This window comes from Pseudomonas edaphica, from assembly GCF_965277385.1.
GTDB classification, from domain to species: Bacteria; Pseudomonadota; Gammaproteobacteria; order Pseudomonadales; family Pseudomonadaceae; genus Aquipseudomonas; species Aquipseudomonas edaphica.
Genome location: NZ_OZ255725.1, coordinates 936,683 through 951,361 on the forward strand (window position 1 = coordinate 936,683; position 14,679 = coordinate 951,361).

At 61.9% G+C, this 14,679-nt stretch carries 13 protein-coding genes; 4 read left to right on the forward strand and 9 right to left on the reverse strand.

The features are described from left to right. Window positions 1-19: 19 nt before the first annotated feature. The 7 genes from ACQY47_RS03840 to ACQY47_RS03870 all read right to left on the reverse strand — a co-directional run bounded on the left by ACQY47_RS03840 (window position 20) and on the right by ACQY47_RS03870 (window position 8,922). Window positions 20-1,606: an ABC transporter substrate-binding protein gene (locus ACQY47_RS03840; protein WP_428555837.1), complete on the reverse strand. Its 1,587-nt coding sequence runs from the start codon at window positions 1,604-1,606 to the stop codon at window positions 20-22. A 19-nt stretch (window positions 1,607-1,625) separates the two neighbouring features. Then, window positions 1,626-3,233 (reverse strand): 5-guanidino-2-oxopentanoate decarboxylase, encoded by a 1,608-nt coding sequence (locus ACQY47_RS03845; protein WP_428555840.1) that lies wholly within the window; start codon window positions 3,231-3,233, stop codon window positions 1,626-1,628. After that, window positions 3,223-5,331: an acetate--CoA ligase family protein gene (locus ACQY47_RS03850; RefSeq protein WP_428555843.1), complete on the reverse strand. Its 2,109-nt coding sequence runs from the start codon at window positions 5,329-5,331 to the stop codon at window positions 3,223-3,225. Before ACQY47_RS03850 ends, ACQY47_RS03845 begins: the two co-directional genes overlap by 11 nt. Window positions 5,332-5,349: 18 nt before the next feature. Further along, window positions 5,350-6,510 carry an acyl-CoA dehydrogenase family protein gene (locus ACQY47_RS03855; RefSeq protein ID WP_428555846.1) on the reverse strand — a complete coding sequence of 387 codons (1,161 nt, stop codon included), beginning with the start codon at window positions 6,508-6,510 and terminating at the stop codon, window positions 5,350-5,352. A gap of 31 nt (window positions 6,511-6,541) precedes the next feature. Next, the gene (locus ACQY47_RS03860; protein ID WP_017139008.1) at window positions 6,542-7,333 is read right to left on the reverse strand and encodes an enoyl-CoA hydratase/isomerase family protein; all 792 of its coding nucleotides are present in this window, start codon (window positions 7,331-7,333) and stop codon (window positions 6,542-6,544) included. Between the two features lie 150 nt (window positions 7,334-7,483). After that, window positions 7,484-8,122 carry a TetR family transcriptional regulator C-terminal domain-containing protein gene (locus tag ACQY47_RS03865; RefSeq protein WP_058420659.1) on the reverse strand — a complete coding sequence of 213 codons (639 nt, stop codon included), beginning with the start codon at window positions 8,120-8,122 and terminating at the stop codon, window positions 7,484-7,486. 41 nt (window positions 8,123-8,163) lie between these two features. Next, the gene (locus ACQY47_RS03870) at window positions 8,164-8,922 is read right to left on the reverse strand and encodes a class II aldolase/adducin family protein (RefSeq protein WP_428555850.1); all 759 of its coding nucleotides are present in this window, start codon (window positions 8,920-8,922) and stop codon (window positions 8,164-8,166) included. Between the two features lie 132 nt (window positions 8,923-9,054). Between ACQY47_RS03870 and ACQY47_RS03875 the strand changes: the two genes are divergently transcribed. The 3 genes from ACQY47_RS03875 to ACQY47_RS03885 all read left to right on the forward strand — a co-directional run bounded on the left by ACQY47_RS03875 (window position 9,055) and on the right by ACQY47_RS03885 (window position 12,714). Next, entirely contained in the window at window positions 9,055-11,010 is a 1,956-nt protein-coding gene (locus tag ACQY47_RS03875) for an FAD-dependent oxidoreductase (protein WP_428555853.1), read from the forward strand. Beyond that, window positions 10,998-11,576 carry a helix-turn-helix domain-containing protein gene (locus ACQY47_RS03880; RefSeq protein WP_138450335.1) on the forward strand — a complete coding sequence of 193 codons (579 nt, stop codon included), beginning with the start codon at window positions 10,998-11,000 and terminating at the stop codon, window positions 11,574-11,576. Before ACQY47_RS03875 ends, ACQY47_RS03880 begins: the two co-directional genes overlap by 13 nt. 310 nt (window positions 11,577-11,886) lie before the next feature. After that, window positions 11,887-12,714 (forward strand): hypothetical protein, encoded by an 828-nt coding sequence (locus ACQY47_RS03885; protein ID WP_428555857.1) that lies wholly within the window; start codon window positions 11,887-11,889, stop codon window positions 12,712-12,714. 9 nt (window positions 12,715-12,723) lie between these two features. On the opposite strand, the gene ACQY47_RS03890 is transcribed toward ACQY47_RS03885, so the two are convergent. Next, window positions 12,724-13,119, reverse strand: a complete 396-nt coding sequence (locus ACQY47_RS03890) for a carboxymuconolactone decarboxylase family protein (protein ID WP_058420656.1) — start codon at window positions 13,117-13,119, stop codon at window positions 12,724-12,726. Window positions 13,120-13,394: 275 nt separating this feature from the next. On the opposite strand from ACQY47_RS03890, the gene dkgB reads away from it, so the two are divergent. Next, complete coding sequence (gene dkgB / locus ACQY47_RS03895; RefSeq protein WP_428555861.1) at window positions 13,395-14,213, forward strand: 2,5-didehydrogluconate reductase DkgB; 819 nt, start codon at window positions 13,395-13,397, stop codon at window positions 14,211-14,213. Here the strand turns inward: dkgB and ACQY47_RS03900 are convergent. Next, window positions 14,210-14,632, reverse strand: coding sequence for a hypothetical protein (locus ACQY47_RS03900; RefSeq protein ID WP_017138999.1), 423 nt, complete (start codon window positions 14,630-14,632; stop codon window positions 14,210-14,212). The genes dkgB and ACQY47_RS03900 overlap by 4 nt on opposite strands. Between the last annotated feature and the right edge of the window lie 47 nt (window positions 14,633-14,679).

Sequence of the window (14,679 nt, forward strand, 5' to 3'; positions counted from 1 at the left end):
TTCATTGTTTGGAGGGTTTCTATGCCTGCCACCACCGCTCAATCAACCGCAACCCATCCAGTTCGCCGTAGGGCGCTGTCAGCGGGCCATGACTTACGCGGTTCGAGCGCGCCGCCACGGAGCTGGCGAACAGCGGCACAATCGCGCCGCCGTCATCGCGGCACAGGGCCTGCATTTCGTTGTACATCTCTTGGCGCAGCGGCGCGTTCATCTCGCCACGGGCGGCGGTGAGCAGTTGGTTGAAGCGTGGGTTGTCCCAGTGGGTTTCGTTCCAGGCTGCACCTTTGGCATAGCCGATACTGAACATGCGGTCGGCGGTCAGGCTGCTGTACCAGAACGAGGTGGTGAACGGCTGCTTCATCCACACATTGGAGAAGAACCCGTCAGCCGGTTCGCGTACCACGTCAATGTCGATACCGGCCTGGCGCGCCTGCTCCTTGAACAGCACCGAGGCGTCCACCGCGCCGGTGTAGGCGGCGTCGGAGGCTTGCAGGCGCACCTTGAGTGACTCCACACCGGCTTTGCGCAGGTAAAAGCGTGACTTGTCCGGGTCGTAAGTGCGCTGCTCCAGCGCCGCGTTGATAAAGCGGCTGCCGGGCTGGATCGGGTGGTCGTTGCCAACCAGGCCATAGCCATGCAGTACTGAGGCCAGCAAGGTTTCGCGGTTGATCGCGTGCTTCATCGCCAGGCGGATGTCGTTGTTCTTGAACTCGTTGCTGTCGCACAGCATCGGGAAGGTGTAGTGCTGGGCGCCCTTGGTTTCCTCGATCACAAGATTTGGATTGCGCTTGAGCAAGGCCACGGTTTTCAGGTCGACCTTGTTGATCACATCCACTTGCCCGGTCACCAGCGCATTGACCCGCGCCGCGCCGTCGGCGATGGCCAGCAGTTCTGCGCTGGCGAAGTGCGCGCGGCCGGTTTTCCAGTAATCGGGGTTGCGTTCCAGGTCCATGCGCACGCCGGGTTCAAAGCTTTTCAGGCGGTAACCGCTGGTGCCCACACCGGCCTGCCAATCGGCGCCGCCGTCTTTGGCGGGCATGATCACCAAATGGTAATCGGCGACTACATAAGCAAAGTCGGCATTGCCGGAATGCAGCTCGAACACCACCGTATCATTGCCCTTGGCGCTGACACTGGCGACGTCGCCCAGTACGGTTTTGGCCGCCGACGTGGAGTCTTTGCTCAGGTGGTGATTGATCGACGCCACCACATCGTCGGCGCCGAGGCTTTTGCCGTTGTGGAAGGTCACGCCCTGACGCAAGTGAAAGGTCCACACCCGCGCATCCGGGGTGAACTCAAAACGCTCGGCCAATTCGGGGATCGCGCTGCCGTCGACGGCGATTTCAGTCAGCGTGTTGTACACCGCCGAGAAGCCGACGAACGTGAAGGTGTCGACCCAGGAGCCGGGGTCGCGCGAATCGGTGGTGCTGCCGCCGGCCAGGCCCAGGCGCAGCACGCCGCCGGCTTTGGGTGTCGCCTCTTCGGCAAACGCGTGCAACGGCAGGCCCATGGAAAACGCTGCCGCCACCGCACCCGCCACGGCGCTGTGTTTGAGAAAGTCCCTTCGGTGCATCGCTTGAGTCATTTTGTTGTTGTTTTCGCTCATGGTCTTGCTCCTCTAAAGGTCAACAGGCACAGGCATGTTTGAGCTCGATCAAGGTCACGCCATTGCGTTTGAAACCGTTGCGCAAGTCCGTCTGCAACTCATCCAGGTTTTTGGGTTGGTTCACGGTGCAGCCGAACGCCTGGGCGAACAGCGCAAAGTCCGGGTTGCGTGGCAGCACGCCGATGGGCTCGATGTCCAGGCTGAGCATGTCGTCGCGGATCTGGCCGAGGGCGTCGTTGTTCCACAGCAGCACCACCAACGGGCTGTGCAGTTCCTCGACCGCGGTCGCCAGTTCCTGGGCGGTGTAGAGGAAGCCACCATCGCCCACCAACACCAGGCCCGGACGCAGCGGCGCACCGAACTTGGCGCCAATGCCGGCAGGCAAGCCATAGCCCAAGGTGCCGTAGCCGGTAGGGTGCAGCCAACTGCGCGGGGCGCGGCTGCGGTAGGCGTAGTTGCCGGTGTAGGCCAACTGGGTCATGTCGCTGCTGATAAATGCGTTGGCGGGCAGCTCGGCCTCGATACGCTCAAGAATGCCTTGGTGAATGGTCTGCAAAGGGCCGTGCCCCAGCTCGACCGCCTCAAGCAATGTCGCGACCTGTTGGCTTGCCGCATCGGCGTTACGCGGTGCAGGCGGCAGACGTTCGAGCACGGCCAGCAAGGTCTGTTGGGCATCGCCTTTGAGCGCCACGGCGCAAGGGTAGAAATCGTTGAACTTGCGCGGGTCGATATCGATGCGCAGCAGTTCGCCGGTGATGGGCAAGCGCTCGCGCCAGTAATCGGTGTCGGCCATTTCCGTGCCGACGGCCAGCACCACATCCGCCTGGCTGATCAGTTGCCAGCCGGGTTCCACGCACAGGGTGGCACCGGCATTCAGCGGGTCATTGACCGGCAGTAAACCCTTGCCGGCCACACTGCTGAAAAACGGCGCCGCCAACAACGTGCTCAAGCGTTGCAACGCATCACCCGTCGCCAGCGCGCCGCCACCGGCAATGATCATGGGTTGCTTGGCCGCCGCGAGCTTGGCTACGGCCAGCTCCAGCGCCTCGGCCGATGGCAGGCCGCGTCCCGGGCGCCGCACGACTTCATGGCTCCAGTCGCGTTTGATCGGCGCTGCCAGCACATCCAGCGGCACCGAAATATGCACCGGCCGTGGCCGCTCGCTGTCGAACACCGCATAGGCGCGGGCGATCAATTCGGGCAAATCCTCGGCACTCAAGGCCAGCGCCGAAAACGCGGTGATCGGCGCGGTGATGGCGCGCTGGTCCTGGGTTTCGTGCAGGCTGCCCCAGCCTTTGCCGAGGCTGGCGGTGTGGTTGACGCTGGAGATCACCAACATCGGAATCGAGTCGGCGTAAGCCTGGCCGATGGCGGTGGCGGCGTTGGTCACGCCAGGCCCGGTGATCACAAAGCACACGCCCGGTTTGCCGCTGACCCGCGCATAGCCGTCGGCCATAAAACCGGCGCCCTGCTCGTGGCGTGTCAGCACGTGGCGAATGCCGCTGCCGGGCAAGCCTCGATACAGTTCCAGGGTGTGCACGCCGGGAATGCCGAACACGGTGTCGACGCCATAATTAGCCAGCAACCGCACCAGAGCCTGGCCGCCGGTCAGGGTCTTATCTTGCATGTTCATCTCCTAGGCGAATCAACGCATCCACCGCCAGCGTGCCGTGGGCATTGACCAACAATGGGTTCACATCCAGTTCCAGCAACCGCCCGGCGTTGGCGCAGGCGTAGTCGGCCACCGCGCGAATGGCCGCCACCAACGCATCCATATCCGCCACTTCACGCCCGCGAAAACCTTGCAGCAAGGCCGCGCTGCGCAGGCTGAGCACGGCGTTGCGAATCGCCTCATCGGTGGTCGGCAGCAGCAGGCTGCGGCTGTCTTTGAGCAACTCCACGAGGATCCCGCCAGCGCCAATCACCAGGGCCAGGCCAAAGTCATTTTCACGTTTGATGCCCACGATCAACTCGGCCAAGGGCTTTGTAGCCATGCTTTCCAACAGCAATTGATCAAAGACAATGCCCGGCGCATAAGCGCCGATTTGCTCGCGCATCTGCTCCAGCGCGGCGGTCAGTGCGACACCGTCTTTCAGGTTGAGCGCCACTGCACCGGCTTCGGTTTTGTGCGGCAGGTCGGTGCTGACGGCCTTGAGCACCAACGGATAGCCCAAGAGTTTGGCGTCTGCGATGGCGCGCCCTGGCGTGCTCAGCACCGCCGCTGGCGTGCTCAAGCCAAAGGCGCGCAAGGCTTGTTTGGACGCCCATTCATCCAGCGCCAGGCCATGGCCCGCAAGAGGTTGAGGGCACAGCGGTGCAAGGATCGACTCGCCGCGCTCCAACAACACACGGCGATGGTTTTGATAGTCGGCAATCCGCCCCCAGGCAGCCAGTGCATCTTCCACCCCTTGCAGCGCGGCAATGCCGTGGGCATGCAGGCGTTCGCGGGCATGGGCCGGCAGCAATTCGGGAAAGGCCGAGGTGACGAATCCGGTTTTGCCATGACGACTGAGCGCAGCGCAAAACAGCGCCAGCAACAGGTCGCACTCCTTGCGCTCGCCAGTGAATTCGGCCGGGTAATCCAGCACCAGCATCGCCGCATCGGCATCGGTGCGCAGGGCCGTTTCGAGCATGCGTTCGAGCGCCTCGCGGTCGCCCCAGATGGCGGTGGTGAAGTCCAATGGGTTAACCAGGTTGGCATAGCTGGGCAGCACCTGCGCCAGCTCGGCGCGCTGGCCTGCGTCGAGCTTCGGCAAGGCCAGCTGGTTGCGCTCGGCGTAGTCGGCAATCAGCCCCGCGTCGCCACCGGAACAGGCCAGTGCGATCAGGCAATTGCCGCCAGGTAGATTGCCGCAGGCCGCCGCTTTCAAAGTTTCGACAAAACTCACCGGCCCACTCACGCGGATCACGCCAAGGCGCGCAAACAGGCTGTCGTACAGCGCATCGGAACCAGACAGCGAACTGGTGTGACTCAGGGCCAACTCGGCGCCGATCTGCGACACGCCGGTTTTCAGCGCGATAATCGGGATGCCTTTTTCCAGCGCCTTGTGCGCCGCGCGGGCAAACCCCGGCACATTCTTCAAGCCTTCCAGGTGCAGGCCGATGGCGGTCACGCGCGGCTCATCGAGCAGCACGTCCATCAACTCGGCAACCCCCAACTGCGCCTGGTTGCCCACCGACGCCATATAAGCAATGGGCAGCGAGCGGTCGCTCATCGACAGGTTGTAGGCAAAGTTGCCGCTCTGGGTGAGCACCGCCACGCCCTTCTCTACCGCCTTGCCGCCGTGGGCCACCGGCCACAGCGCGGCGCTGTGCAAATAGTCCAACAAGCCGTAGCAGTTGGGGCCGAGCAAGGCCATGTCGCCCGCCGCTGAAATAAGCTGGTGTTGCAAGGCCGCACCAATGGCACCGGTCTCGGCAAACCCGGAGGCATAGCAAATGGCGCCGCCAGTGCCGAGGGCGGCGAGTTCGGCTACACAAGCCAAGGTCAGCTCCCGGTTGGTGGCGATAAACACCGCATCCGGGCCGTAAGGCAAATCGGCAACCCGACGTACACACGGGATGCCGTCGAGGCTGTCATGCTGCGGGTTGACCAGCCACATCGGCCCGGTAAAACCGCCGTCGGCGCAGCGCTTGAGGGCGCGGGCCATGCTGCGCCCGCCGACAAAAGCCAGGTGCCGGGGCGCCAGCAGGCGCTTGAGGTTGTCGCGAATAGCCTGGGACATAAGCGTTCTCCGCGCCGATCAGCGCAACAACGGCCGCAACAGTTCACGGGCAATAATGTGCCGCTGGATTTCCGACGTGCCTTCCCAGATCCGTTCGATCCGCGCATTACGCCAGATGCGCTCCACCGGCCCTTCATCCATCAAGCCCATACCGCCAAAGATCTGCACGGCTTCATCGGCTACCTTGCCCAGGGTTTCACTGGCAAACAGCTTGGCCATGCCGGCCTCGCCATCGGTCATGCTGCCCTGGTCCATCTTCCAGGCGGTGTGCAGGGTCAGAAGCTCGGCGGCGCGAATCTGCGTGGCCATGTCGGCCAGCTTGAAACTCACGCCCTGGTAGGTGCCGATAGGCTGGCCGAACTGCTTGCGGTCCGCCGCCCATTGCAGCGACACCTCCAGCGCACGCTGGGCCTGGCCGACGCAGTTGGCAGCGACCATCACCCGGCCAGCGGTGAGCCAGGCGTTGGCGACCTCCCACCCCTTGCCGACTTCGCCCAGCACTTTGGAGGCTGGCACGCTGCAGTCGTCGAAGAACATTTCATAGGTGTGATAACCGCGGTTGCTCACACACTTGGGGCCACGGCGGATGGTCATGCCGGGCGTGCCGCGATCGACCAGGAATGCAGTCACCGCATTGCGCTGGCGACCGTTGTGTTCGTAGGTGTCGGTGACGGCAAACACGATGGCAAAATCGGCGTGGCCAGCGTGGCTGATGAAGTGCTTGCTGCCATTGATCACGAAGTCATCGCCGCTGCGTACGGCGCGGGTCTTGATCGCATTGGCGTCGGAGCCGGCGCCGGGTTCGGTCAGCGCGAAACAGTCAACTTTCTTGCCTTGCACGCACGGCAACAGGTAGTCCTCGACCTGCGCGCCAGTGCAAGCCATGAGAATCTTGGACGGGCGCGCGACAAACACATGCAGCGCCCACGAGACTTTGGACAACTCGCGTTCGATCAACGCCTGGGACAGGTAATCCAGGCCACCACCGCCCACCTCTTCGGGCATGTTGAAAGCATAGAAGCCGGCAGCGACAGCCTTGTCGCGAATCTGCGCGGCCAGCTCGGGCGAAACCGCGTCGGCACGGTCCACCGCGTCCTCATGGGGCAGCAATTCCCTGGCAACAAAGCTGCGTACCGCGTCCACCAACATGTCTTGTTCTTGGCTGAGTTGGAAATTCATGGCGCTACCTGTGTGTGCTTCCTGTGTGGGCTTAGCGACCGGAGAAAACCGGCAGGCGTTTTTCCATCGAGGCACGCAGCGCTTCGGCGCCGTCGTCGCTGCGCCCGCACAGCAGCCCGGCGGCCAGTTCGGCCTCAAGCTGTTCAGGCAAGCTGCGCCCGGCGCCTTCGCGGATCAGGGTTTTAGTCTGGGCGAAAGCGAAGGTCGGCCCGTTGGCCAGGCGCGTGGCCAGCTCGCTTGCGTGGGCATGCAGCTGCTCATCGGCGACCACTTCGCCCACCAGCCCGGCGGCCAGTGCACGCTCGGCGCTCCACAGCTCATCGAGGAACAGCAGGCGCTTGGCCTGCTCGCTGCCGATCAAGCGCGGCAAGTGCCAACTGGCGCCAGCGTCCGGCGAATACGCCATGCTGGTGTAGCCGGCCTTGAACCGCGCCGACTGGGCGGCGATGCGCAGGTCGCAGCACAGGGTCAGGTCCATGCCCGCGCCGACGGCGGTGCCGTTGATCGCAGCAATCGTAGGTTTGTCGAGGGTATGCAGACGGGTCATCAGGGCGTGAGCGGTTTCGGTCCAGCCGTAGGTTTCCAGGGAGCCACGGGACTCGGCGTCGGCCCACTCAGCCAGGTCGGCACCGGCGCAGAAACTACGGCCGCTGCCGGTGAGCACCACCACCCGCACGCTGGGGTCGGTGTTGAACGCGTCGAGCACCGCATGCAGGTAGTTGAGGGTCGGGATGTCGAGTGCATTGCGCTGCGGGCCACGGTTGAGCGTGATCCAGGCAACGCCAGCTTGCACCTGAGTGAGCACGGGCGAATCGGTAGTCATGGCTTCCTCGAATTATTTTAATTGGCGTGAGGGGTGCGACATGGCGAGATACTAAACGAGTGTTCAGCAAGGAGGCAATCGGCAAACTGCAAATATTTTCAGGGCGAAAAAAAACGCCCGAATAGAGCGTTCAGGCGCTGAAGGGAAGGTTCAGGCTTTGAGCTGGTAGCGCGCGCGACCGCCGCCTTGCAGGCCGTCCACCCAGGCTTCGCAGATCTGGATGCCCTGCTGCGGCGTGAACGTGCCGGGGTTGAGCCCCGACTCCAGCCACAAGCCATCGAGCAACGCGCTCAAGCCGATGGCGGCCAAATCAGCGTCGAATTGCTCCCAGCCTTCCTCCCTGGCCATGTCCGCCAACGCCGAACGCATGATGGTGCGGTACTCGCCATAGGAATGCTCGTGGGCCTGGTTGATCGCCGGCGCGGTCTTGACCGCGCCCCAGAACACCAGCCAGGCGTCCAGCAGCTGTGGGTCGAGCAGTTCAGCTGAAAAGGAGCCACGGAACAGCGCCGATAAACGCTCACGCGGCTGCGGCGGCGCCTTGGCCATGGTCTCGCGCAACAGGCTCATGACTTGGGCGGTGATGGTGCGATAGGCCTCGGCCACCAACTCATCCTTGCCCGAATAGTGATGGCTGATCAGCCCTACCGACACCCCGGCCTCAGCGCTGATCTTGCGGATCGAAGCGCCCTGGAAGCCATCGCGCTTGAGGCACGTCAGCGTCGCCTGAACCAGGTTGGCCTTGCGCAATTGCGGCTCCATGCGGGAGAAACGCGATTCCTGAGTCATGGGGCGGTGTCCTTCGGTTGAGTCGGCTGCACGACTCTACCTCAGTCGCGGTAACCGGGCGACACCCGATCCAGCATCCGCAGCAACGCCGCCCATGCCAGCTGCATGGCATTCACATCGGTCAGCTCGCCCTCCTCCAGCGCTCGGTTGGGGTTATTGAATTGCTGCTCGGTGTAAGCGCAAACCTCAGCCGGCGGCAGGATCAGCTTGCCGCAGGCCAGCGCGGCGATCTGGATATCGCAGGCCTTGTCCAGGTAATACATGCGCAGAAACGCCTCACCAACCGTCTCGCCCACCGTCAACAAACCATGGTTGCGCAGCATCAGCACCGGCTTGTCGCCAAGGTCCTGCACCAGCCGGCGTTGCTCGTGCATGTCCAGGGCGACGCCTTCATAGTCGTGGTAGGCAACCTTGCCGTAGAACTCCATTGAGATCTGATTGACCGGCAACAAACCGCACTCCAGCGCCGCCACCGCACAGCCGGCGCGGGTGTGGGTATGCAGCACGCACTGGGCGTCTTCGCGAGCGCCATGAATGGCGCTGTGAATGACAAAACCAGCCGGGTTTACGGCATAAGCAGAAGGTTCGACCGCCTGCCCGTCCAGGCCGATCTTGACCAGGTTGGAGGCGGTGATTTCATCGAACATCAGCCCATAAGGATTGATCAGAAAGTGATGTTCCGGCCCGGGAATACGCACCGAAATATGCGTGAAGATCAGGTCGCTCATGCGGTAGTGCGCGATCAATCGATAGCAGGCCGCGAGCTCTTCGCGCAGTTGCTGCTCGGTGGAGTGAGTCATTTTTATTCTCCAGGCACGGGGTTGGTAAAGGCGACGCTAAGCCAGCCGCCAGTAAAAAAACAAGTTGATTTTTTACTGGCGCTCGCCTCTTACTAGAAAAATAACAATAACAGCGCCTGGAGTATCCGCACCATGTCGCACGCTGCCTTCCCGCATCTGTTCGAACCCTTGGTACTGCGTGGCAAACGTCTGAAGAACCGCATCATGTCCAGCGGGCATGACACCTCGATGCCGACGGATAACCGGGTCAATGCGCAATTGATCGCTTATCACCGTGCGCGCGCCGAAGGCGGTGTGGGGCTGATTGTGTTGCAGGTGGCGGGCGTGCATGACAGTGCGCGGTACACCTCCCATGTGCTGATGGCCACCGACGACGAATGCCTCGACGGCTATCGCGAGTTGGCCGATATTTGCCACGCTCAGGGCACTGTGGTGCTGTCGCAAATATTCCACCCGGGCCGCGAGATCATGGAGTCGGCAGACGGGTTGCTGGCGGTGGCGTACTCGGCGTCGGGAGTGCCTAATGAGCGGTTTCGGGTGATGCCACGGGCGCTCGACCAGGCGATGATCGATGAGATCGTCAGCGGTTACGCAGCGGCGGCCAGGCGCTTGCATCAGGCGGGAATTGACGGCGTGGAAGTGGTCGCCAGCCACGGCTACCTGCCCGCGCAGTTTCTCAACCCGCGGGTTAACCGGCGCACCGATGACTACAACGGCGCGCTTGAACAGCGCCTGAGATTCCTGCGGGAAATTATTGCCGCAGTGCGGGCCGCGACCGACGCGCAGTTCATCATCGGCCTGCGCATTTCTGCCGATGAGCGCGACAGCGAAGGCCTTACCGAAAGCGAATCCCTGGAGGCCGTGCAACACCTGCAAACGCAGCTGGATTATGTGCATATCGTCGCCGGCACCTCGGCGTCCACGGGCGGCGCAGTGCATATCGTGCCGCCCATGGCCATCGCCGCCGCGTACCTGGCCGATGCGGCCGCGACGTTCAAAGCCAGCCTGTCGATACCCCTGTTTGTCACCGGGCGGATCAACCAGCCGCAGGAGGCCGAGCTGATCCTGGCGCGCGGCCAGGCCGATGTGTGCGGCATGACCCGCGCACTGATCTGCGACCCGCTGATGCCGGCCAAAACCCTCGACGGCCGCGCTGAAGACGTGCGCGCGTGCATCGCCTGCAATCAGGCCTGTATCGGGCACTTTCACAAGGGCTTGCCAATCTCCTGCATCCAGCACCCCGAGACGGGGCGCGAGCTGCACTACGGTAACCTGCAACCGACGTTGAAGCGACGCCGCATCATGGTGGTCGGCGGTGGCCCGGCCGGCATGAAAGCTGCCGCTGTGGCCGCGCAACGCGGCCACGACGTGACCTTGTTTGAAGCCAGCGGGCAATTGGGCGGGCAAGTGCTGTTGGCGCAGTTGCTGCCACGGCGCAGCGAATTCGGCGGCGCCAGTACCAACCTGCAACGAGAGATGACGCTGGCAGGCGTGCGTGTGCTGCGCAATACCCGCGTCGACCGCGCCCTGGTGGAACAACAGCGACCTGATCACGTCATCATCGCCACCGGCGCCGAACCCTATTGGCCGGCGTTCGAGCGCGGCGGCGATCTGCAAGTAGTCGATGCCTGGCAGGTGTTACGCGATCAGGTCACCTTGGGCCGTTCGGTGGTGGTGGTCGACTGGCGCTGCGACTGGATCGGCCCCGGTATCGCCGAGCGTCTGGTGCGCGCCGGCCATCAGGTGCAACTGGCGGTCAATGGCACGCATTGCGGGGAAAACCTGCCGCTCTATGTACGCGATCAACTGGCGGGCGAGCTGCACCGCCTGGGCATCCCCATCATCCCTTATGCCCGCCTCTACGGCTGCGACGACAGCACGGTTTACTTGCAACACAGCGCCAGCGGCGAACCGATGCTGCTGGAGAACGTCGACAGCCTGGTGTTGTGCCAGGGCCATCAGCCAGTGGACACTCTGGGCACGGCGCTTGCCGGGCTGGTGCCGTTTGAACGCATCGGCGACTGCCTGGCGCCGCGCACCGCCGAAGAGGCGATCTACGAAGGACTCAAGGTAGCGTGGAAACTCTGAACGACGAACCGCAGCCACTGTTTCTCGGCACCCGCATTCGCGGCCTGCGCAAGGCACGCGGCCTGACGCTGACCGAACTGGCGCAACTGAGTGAACTGACCGCCGGCTATCTCAGCCAGTTGGAGCGCAACCTGGCGTACCCATCGATCCCGGCGCTGTTCAATATCGCCCGCAGCCTGGGCGTGACTATCCAGTGGTTTTTTGCCAGCGAGGCCGCCCCTGCCCCAGCGGATGAAGGCTATGTGGTACGTAAAAACAATCGTCAAAGCATCCGTTATGAAGATGGCATCGTCGACCAACTGCTGACGCCATTGCCCAACCACCAACTGGAGATCCTGCACTCATGCTTCCCACCCGGCACCTACAGCCATCAAAGCTACAGCCATGAAGGCGAAGAAGCGGGCTATGTGTTGAGCGGCACCTTTGAGCTGTGGGTCGGTGAGCGGCATTTTCTGCTGGCTGAAGGCGACAGTTTCAGCTTTGCCAGCAGCGAGCCGCACCGGTATGGCAACCCGGGCAAGGTGGATACAGTGGTGATCTGGGTGATTACACCCCCGACATTTTAGGCCGCAGTAGCAAATGCAGACGTTTCCTACGGGAACTGGCGACAGTGGCGCGGCTTGCCATCAGTGGTGAGGCACCCAGTCGCTTGCTATAAAAATGGCTACTTCTTTTCGAGGTTGTCGCCATGTCTTTATTGCATTTGTTGTTTGGGAAACCGACTCAGGACGATTGGGATCGAGTAAGGGATGTCAAATCCCGTAAAACCTGGAAGGTCGTACGTGGAGGCATCGGCCTGGACATCGATGAGGTTATCGCGTCAGAGGGTTACAAGGACGCTCTGCGCCAAGTGCAAAAAATGGAGTCAGACGACTCATGGGCCTGCTGATCATTGTGCCGTTACTGGTCAGTGGCTATCTGGTCTGCCTCAGGCACCCGTTTTTCTACTTGCGATTGCACCGATTCCAGGGACAGTTGCTTTACCTGCAGGTAGCAAGGCTCGGAATGCTCTGCCTAATCGTTGCCACGTTTTTGAGTGCTGCCCTGCTGACGTTATCAAAACAAGCAGCCTTTATCGCCGGGCATGAAGTTGCGGCGGACTACAGCCAAAAACTGGGTACGCTATTGGTACAACTCGACATTGCCAATGAGAAAAACTGCACGCTATGGGTTTTCATGTTGCAGGCGGGTATGACCACTCTGGCGATTCCTTTTTTCTGGGCAAGGCTATATGTACGCGCGAAGAAGAAAATGCTGAAGCTGGAAACCGACACGCAGCTCTACCACGTGCTTTCGCTGGGTATTCTTGAGGGCACGCCATTCAAGCTTTTATTGAGAGAGTCCATCGTCAAGTGTGTGCCGTGCATGTTCAGTTTGAGCGACAGGAAGGTCTATGTCGGGATTGTAGTATTCGCAGGCACCCCCACGGAGTCCGAAGGCATTGGTCAGGGGTTCAGCCTGGTGCCCATACTCAGCGGGTACCGGGACAAGGACACATTGGAGGTCACGCTCCACACTCACCACGCCCCTATAAACCGCCCCAGGCCGATTCTGCTGGTTCAGGAAAACGTCGTGTCGGCCACTCGTTTTGACTTCACCACATGGACCCGTTCCCAGTCCCGCAGAAGCCGAAAGGCGCAGCAGGGGCAGTTCTATCACCACCGCCCTGCGCGCCCGGCAGAAGCCTCGCGCATCTGCGCATGAAGCTGGGTATCACGGCCACTTGAACATATCGTCCACTGGTACACGGTAGCCGGTCGCCAGGCGGTTGGTCTCGTTGGCCATGCCGACCACGGCCTGCAATTCGCCAAACATCTCGTCGGTCATGCCGGCCTTGCGTGCGGCGGCGGTGTGGGAGGCGATGCAATACGGGCAATTGTTGGTCACGCTGACCGCCACATATAGCAACTCCTTGGTCAGCGGGTCGAGAGCTCCTGGTGCCATGATTTCCTTGAGGCTTTCCCAGGTGCGGCGCAACGTCGGCGGGTGGGCGGCCAGGCATTTCCAGAAGTTGTTCACCTGGTCGACCTTGCGTGTTTGCATGATGTCGTCGTAAACCGCACGCACTTCAGGGCTGGCGTCGGCGTATTCGGTGAGGTGTTGGGTCATGGTCTTTCCAAGGCTGGCATAAAGCATTCTGGAATACCGCGCCACACCCATGGCTGGCAAGTGAAGCCGGTAAGCATCGGGTGACAAAGTTGACCAGCGGTCATGCGAACCCGTGCTGTTGTGAATCAGCGTGCTGGGCACAGCCTGCTCACCCTGACAAGGCCGCGGGTATTCGTGACTTGTGGTTAAGAGTCCTTTTCGCAATGGGCGGTTTTTCCGAGTGAACGACGGGCGGATACTCGACTCCATTGTTCACACCCCTTCTGGAGTTACTGATGTCTACCCCAACCCCAAACGTCCCCGCCTTCGGCCTCGGCACCTTCCGCCTGCAAGGCCAGGTGGTGATCGACTCGGTGAGCACCGGCCTGGAACTGGGCTACCGCGTCATCGACACTGCGCAGATCTACGAGAACGAAGCCGATGTCGGCCAAGCCATTGCCGACAGCGGCATAGCGCGTGATGAACTGTTTATCACCAGCAAGATCTGGATCGCCAATTTCGCCGAAGGCCAGTTGATTGCGAGCCTGCGCGAAAGCCTGCGCAAACTCAAAACCGATTATCTCGACCTGACGCTGATCCACTGGCCATCGCCGGAAAACCAGGTGCCGGTCGCCGAATTCATGGGCCAGTTGCTGGAAGCCAAGCGCCTGGGCCTGACCCGCCAGATCGGCATTTCCAACTTCACCATTGACCTGATGAAGCAGGCAATCGCTGCGGTGGGTGCCGAGAACATCGCCACCAACCAGATCGAGCTGCACCCCTACCTGCAAAACCAGAAGGTTGTGGATTTTGCCACCGCCCAGGGTATCCAGATCACCTCGTACATGACCCTGGCCTATGGCGAAGTGCTCAAAGACCCGGTTATCCAGCAGATCGCCGAGCGCCATCAAGCCACACCGGCGCAGGTCACGCTGGCCTGGGCCATGCAGTTGGGTTACGCGGTGATCCCGTCGTCGACCAAACGCGCCAACCTGCAAAGCAATCTCAAGGCACTGCACCTGACCTTGAGCGCTGCCGACATGGCGCAGATTGCCGCCCTGGAGCGAGGCCACCGCTTGACCAGCCCCAAGGGCATTGCGCCAAAGTGGGACTAAACCCCGGCCAGCGGTTTGCGCGATAACTCCCGCAGCCATGGCAACACCCGCAGGCCCGCCGTGGCTGCGGGTGGGTCGATGATGTCCATGAAGTGTTCGAGGTTGACGCTGTCCGGCACACCCGGCAACCGCACCAGCACCGCAGGCTGAGTATCAGCCGGTTCGCCCAGTTCCTGATGGTCATAGAGCAGCACATGCCGCACCTGAGGCTGCGGCCCGCAAGCCTGCAGCGCCAGCCCCGCATTAATGATCAATACGTCGAAGGGCTCGGCAGGGATCGCGGTGAGTATCTGGACTTCCTGGTAGGTTTGCACCGGCACAATGCGGTGGTAACCCAACTGATTGAGCATTTTTTCTATGTACAGTCGTTGCAGGTGTTGTTCATCGGCAATCAGGATGGTCAGTGCTTTGTTCGGCATGGCGAACCCCTGGGCTGGCAGCGCTCGTCAGTGAGCGTGCCCCATTC

Excerpts from the sequence above, each read along its gene's own strand:
- ACQY47_RS03885 (WP_428555857.1), top strand. The coding sequence starts at position 11,887 with ATGGGCCTGCTGATCATTGTGCCGTTACTGGTCAGTGGCTATCTGGTC.
- ACQY47_RS03865 (WP_058420659.1), bottom strand. The coding sequence starts at position 8,122 with ATGACTCAGGAATCGCGTTTCTCCCGCATGGAGCCGCAATTGCGCAAG.
- ACQY47_RS03890 (WP_058420656.1), bottom strand. The coding sequence starts at position 13,119 with ATGACCCAACACCTCACCGAATACGCCGACGCCAGCCCTGAAGTGCGT.
- ACQY47_RS03900 (WP_017138999.1), bottom strand. The coding sequence starts at position 14,632 with ATGCCGAACAAAGCACTGACCATCCTGATTGCCGATGAACAACACCTG.
- ACQY47_RS03855 (WP_428555846.1), bottom strand. The coding sequence starts at position 6,510 with ATGAATTTCCAACTCAGCCAAGAACAAGACATGTTGGTGGACGCGGTA.
- dkgB (WP_428555861.1), top strand. The coding sequence starts at position 13,395 with ATGTCTACCCCAACCCCAAACGTCCCCGCCTTCGGCCTCGGCACCTTC.
- ACQY47_RS03875 (WP_428555853.1), top strand. The coding sequence starts at position 9,055 with ATGTCGCACGCTGCCTTCCCGCATCTGTTCGAACCCTTGGTACTGCGT.
- ACQY47_RS03860 (WP_017139008.1), bottom strand. The coding sequence starts at position 7,333 with ATGACTACCGATTCGCCCGTGCTCACTCAGGTGCAAGCTGGCGTTGCC.
- ACQY47_RS03850 (WP_428555843.1), bottom strand. The coding sequence starts at position 5,331 with ATGTCCCAGGCTATTCGCGACAACCTCAAGCGCCTGCTGGCGCCCCGG.
- ACQY47_RS03840 (WP_428555837.1), bottom strand. The coding sequence starts at position 1,606 with ATGAGCGAAAACAACAACAAAATGACTCAAGCGATGCACCGAAGGGAC.
- ACQY47_RS03845 (WP_428555840.1), bottom strand. The coding sequence starts at position 3,233 with ATGCAAGATAAGACCCTGACCGGCGGCCAGGCTCTGGTGCGGTTGCTG.
- ACQY47_RS03870 (WP_428555850.1), bottom strand. The coding sequence starts at position 8,922 with ATGACTCACTCCACCGAGCAGCAACTGCGCGAAGAGCTCGCGGCCTGC.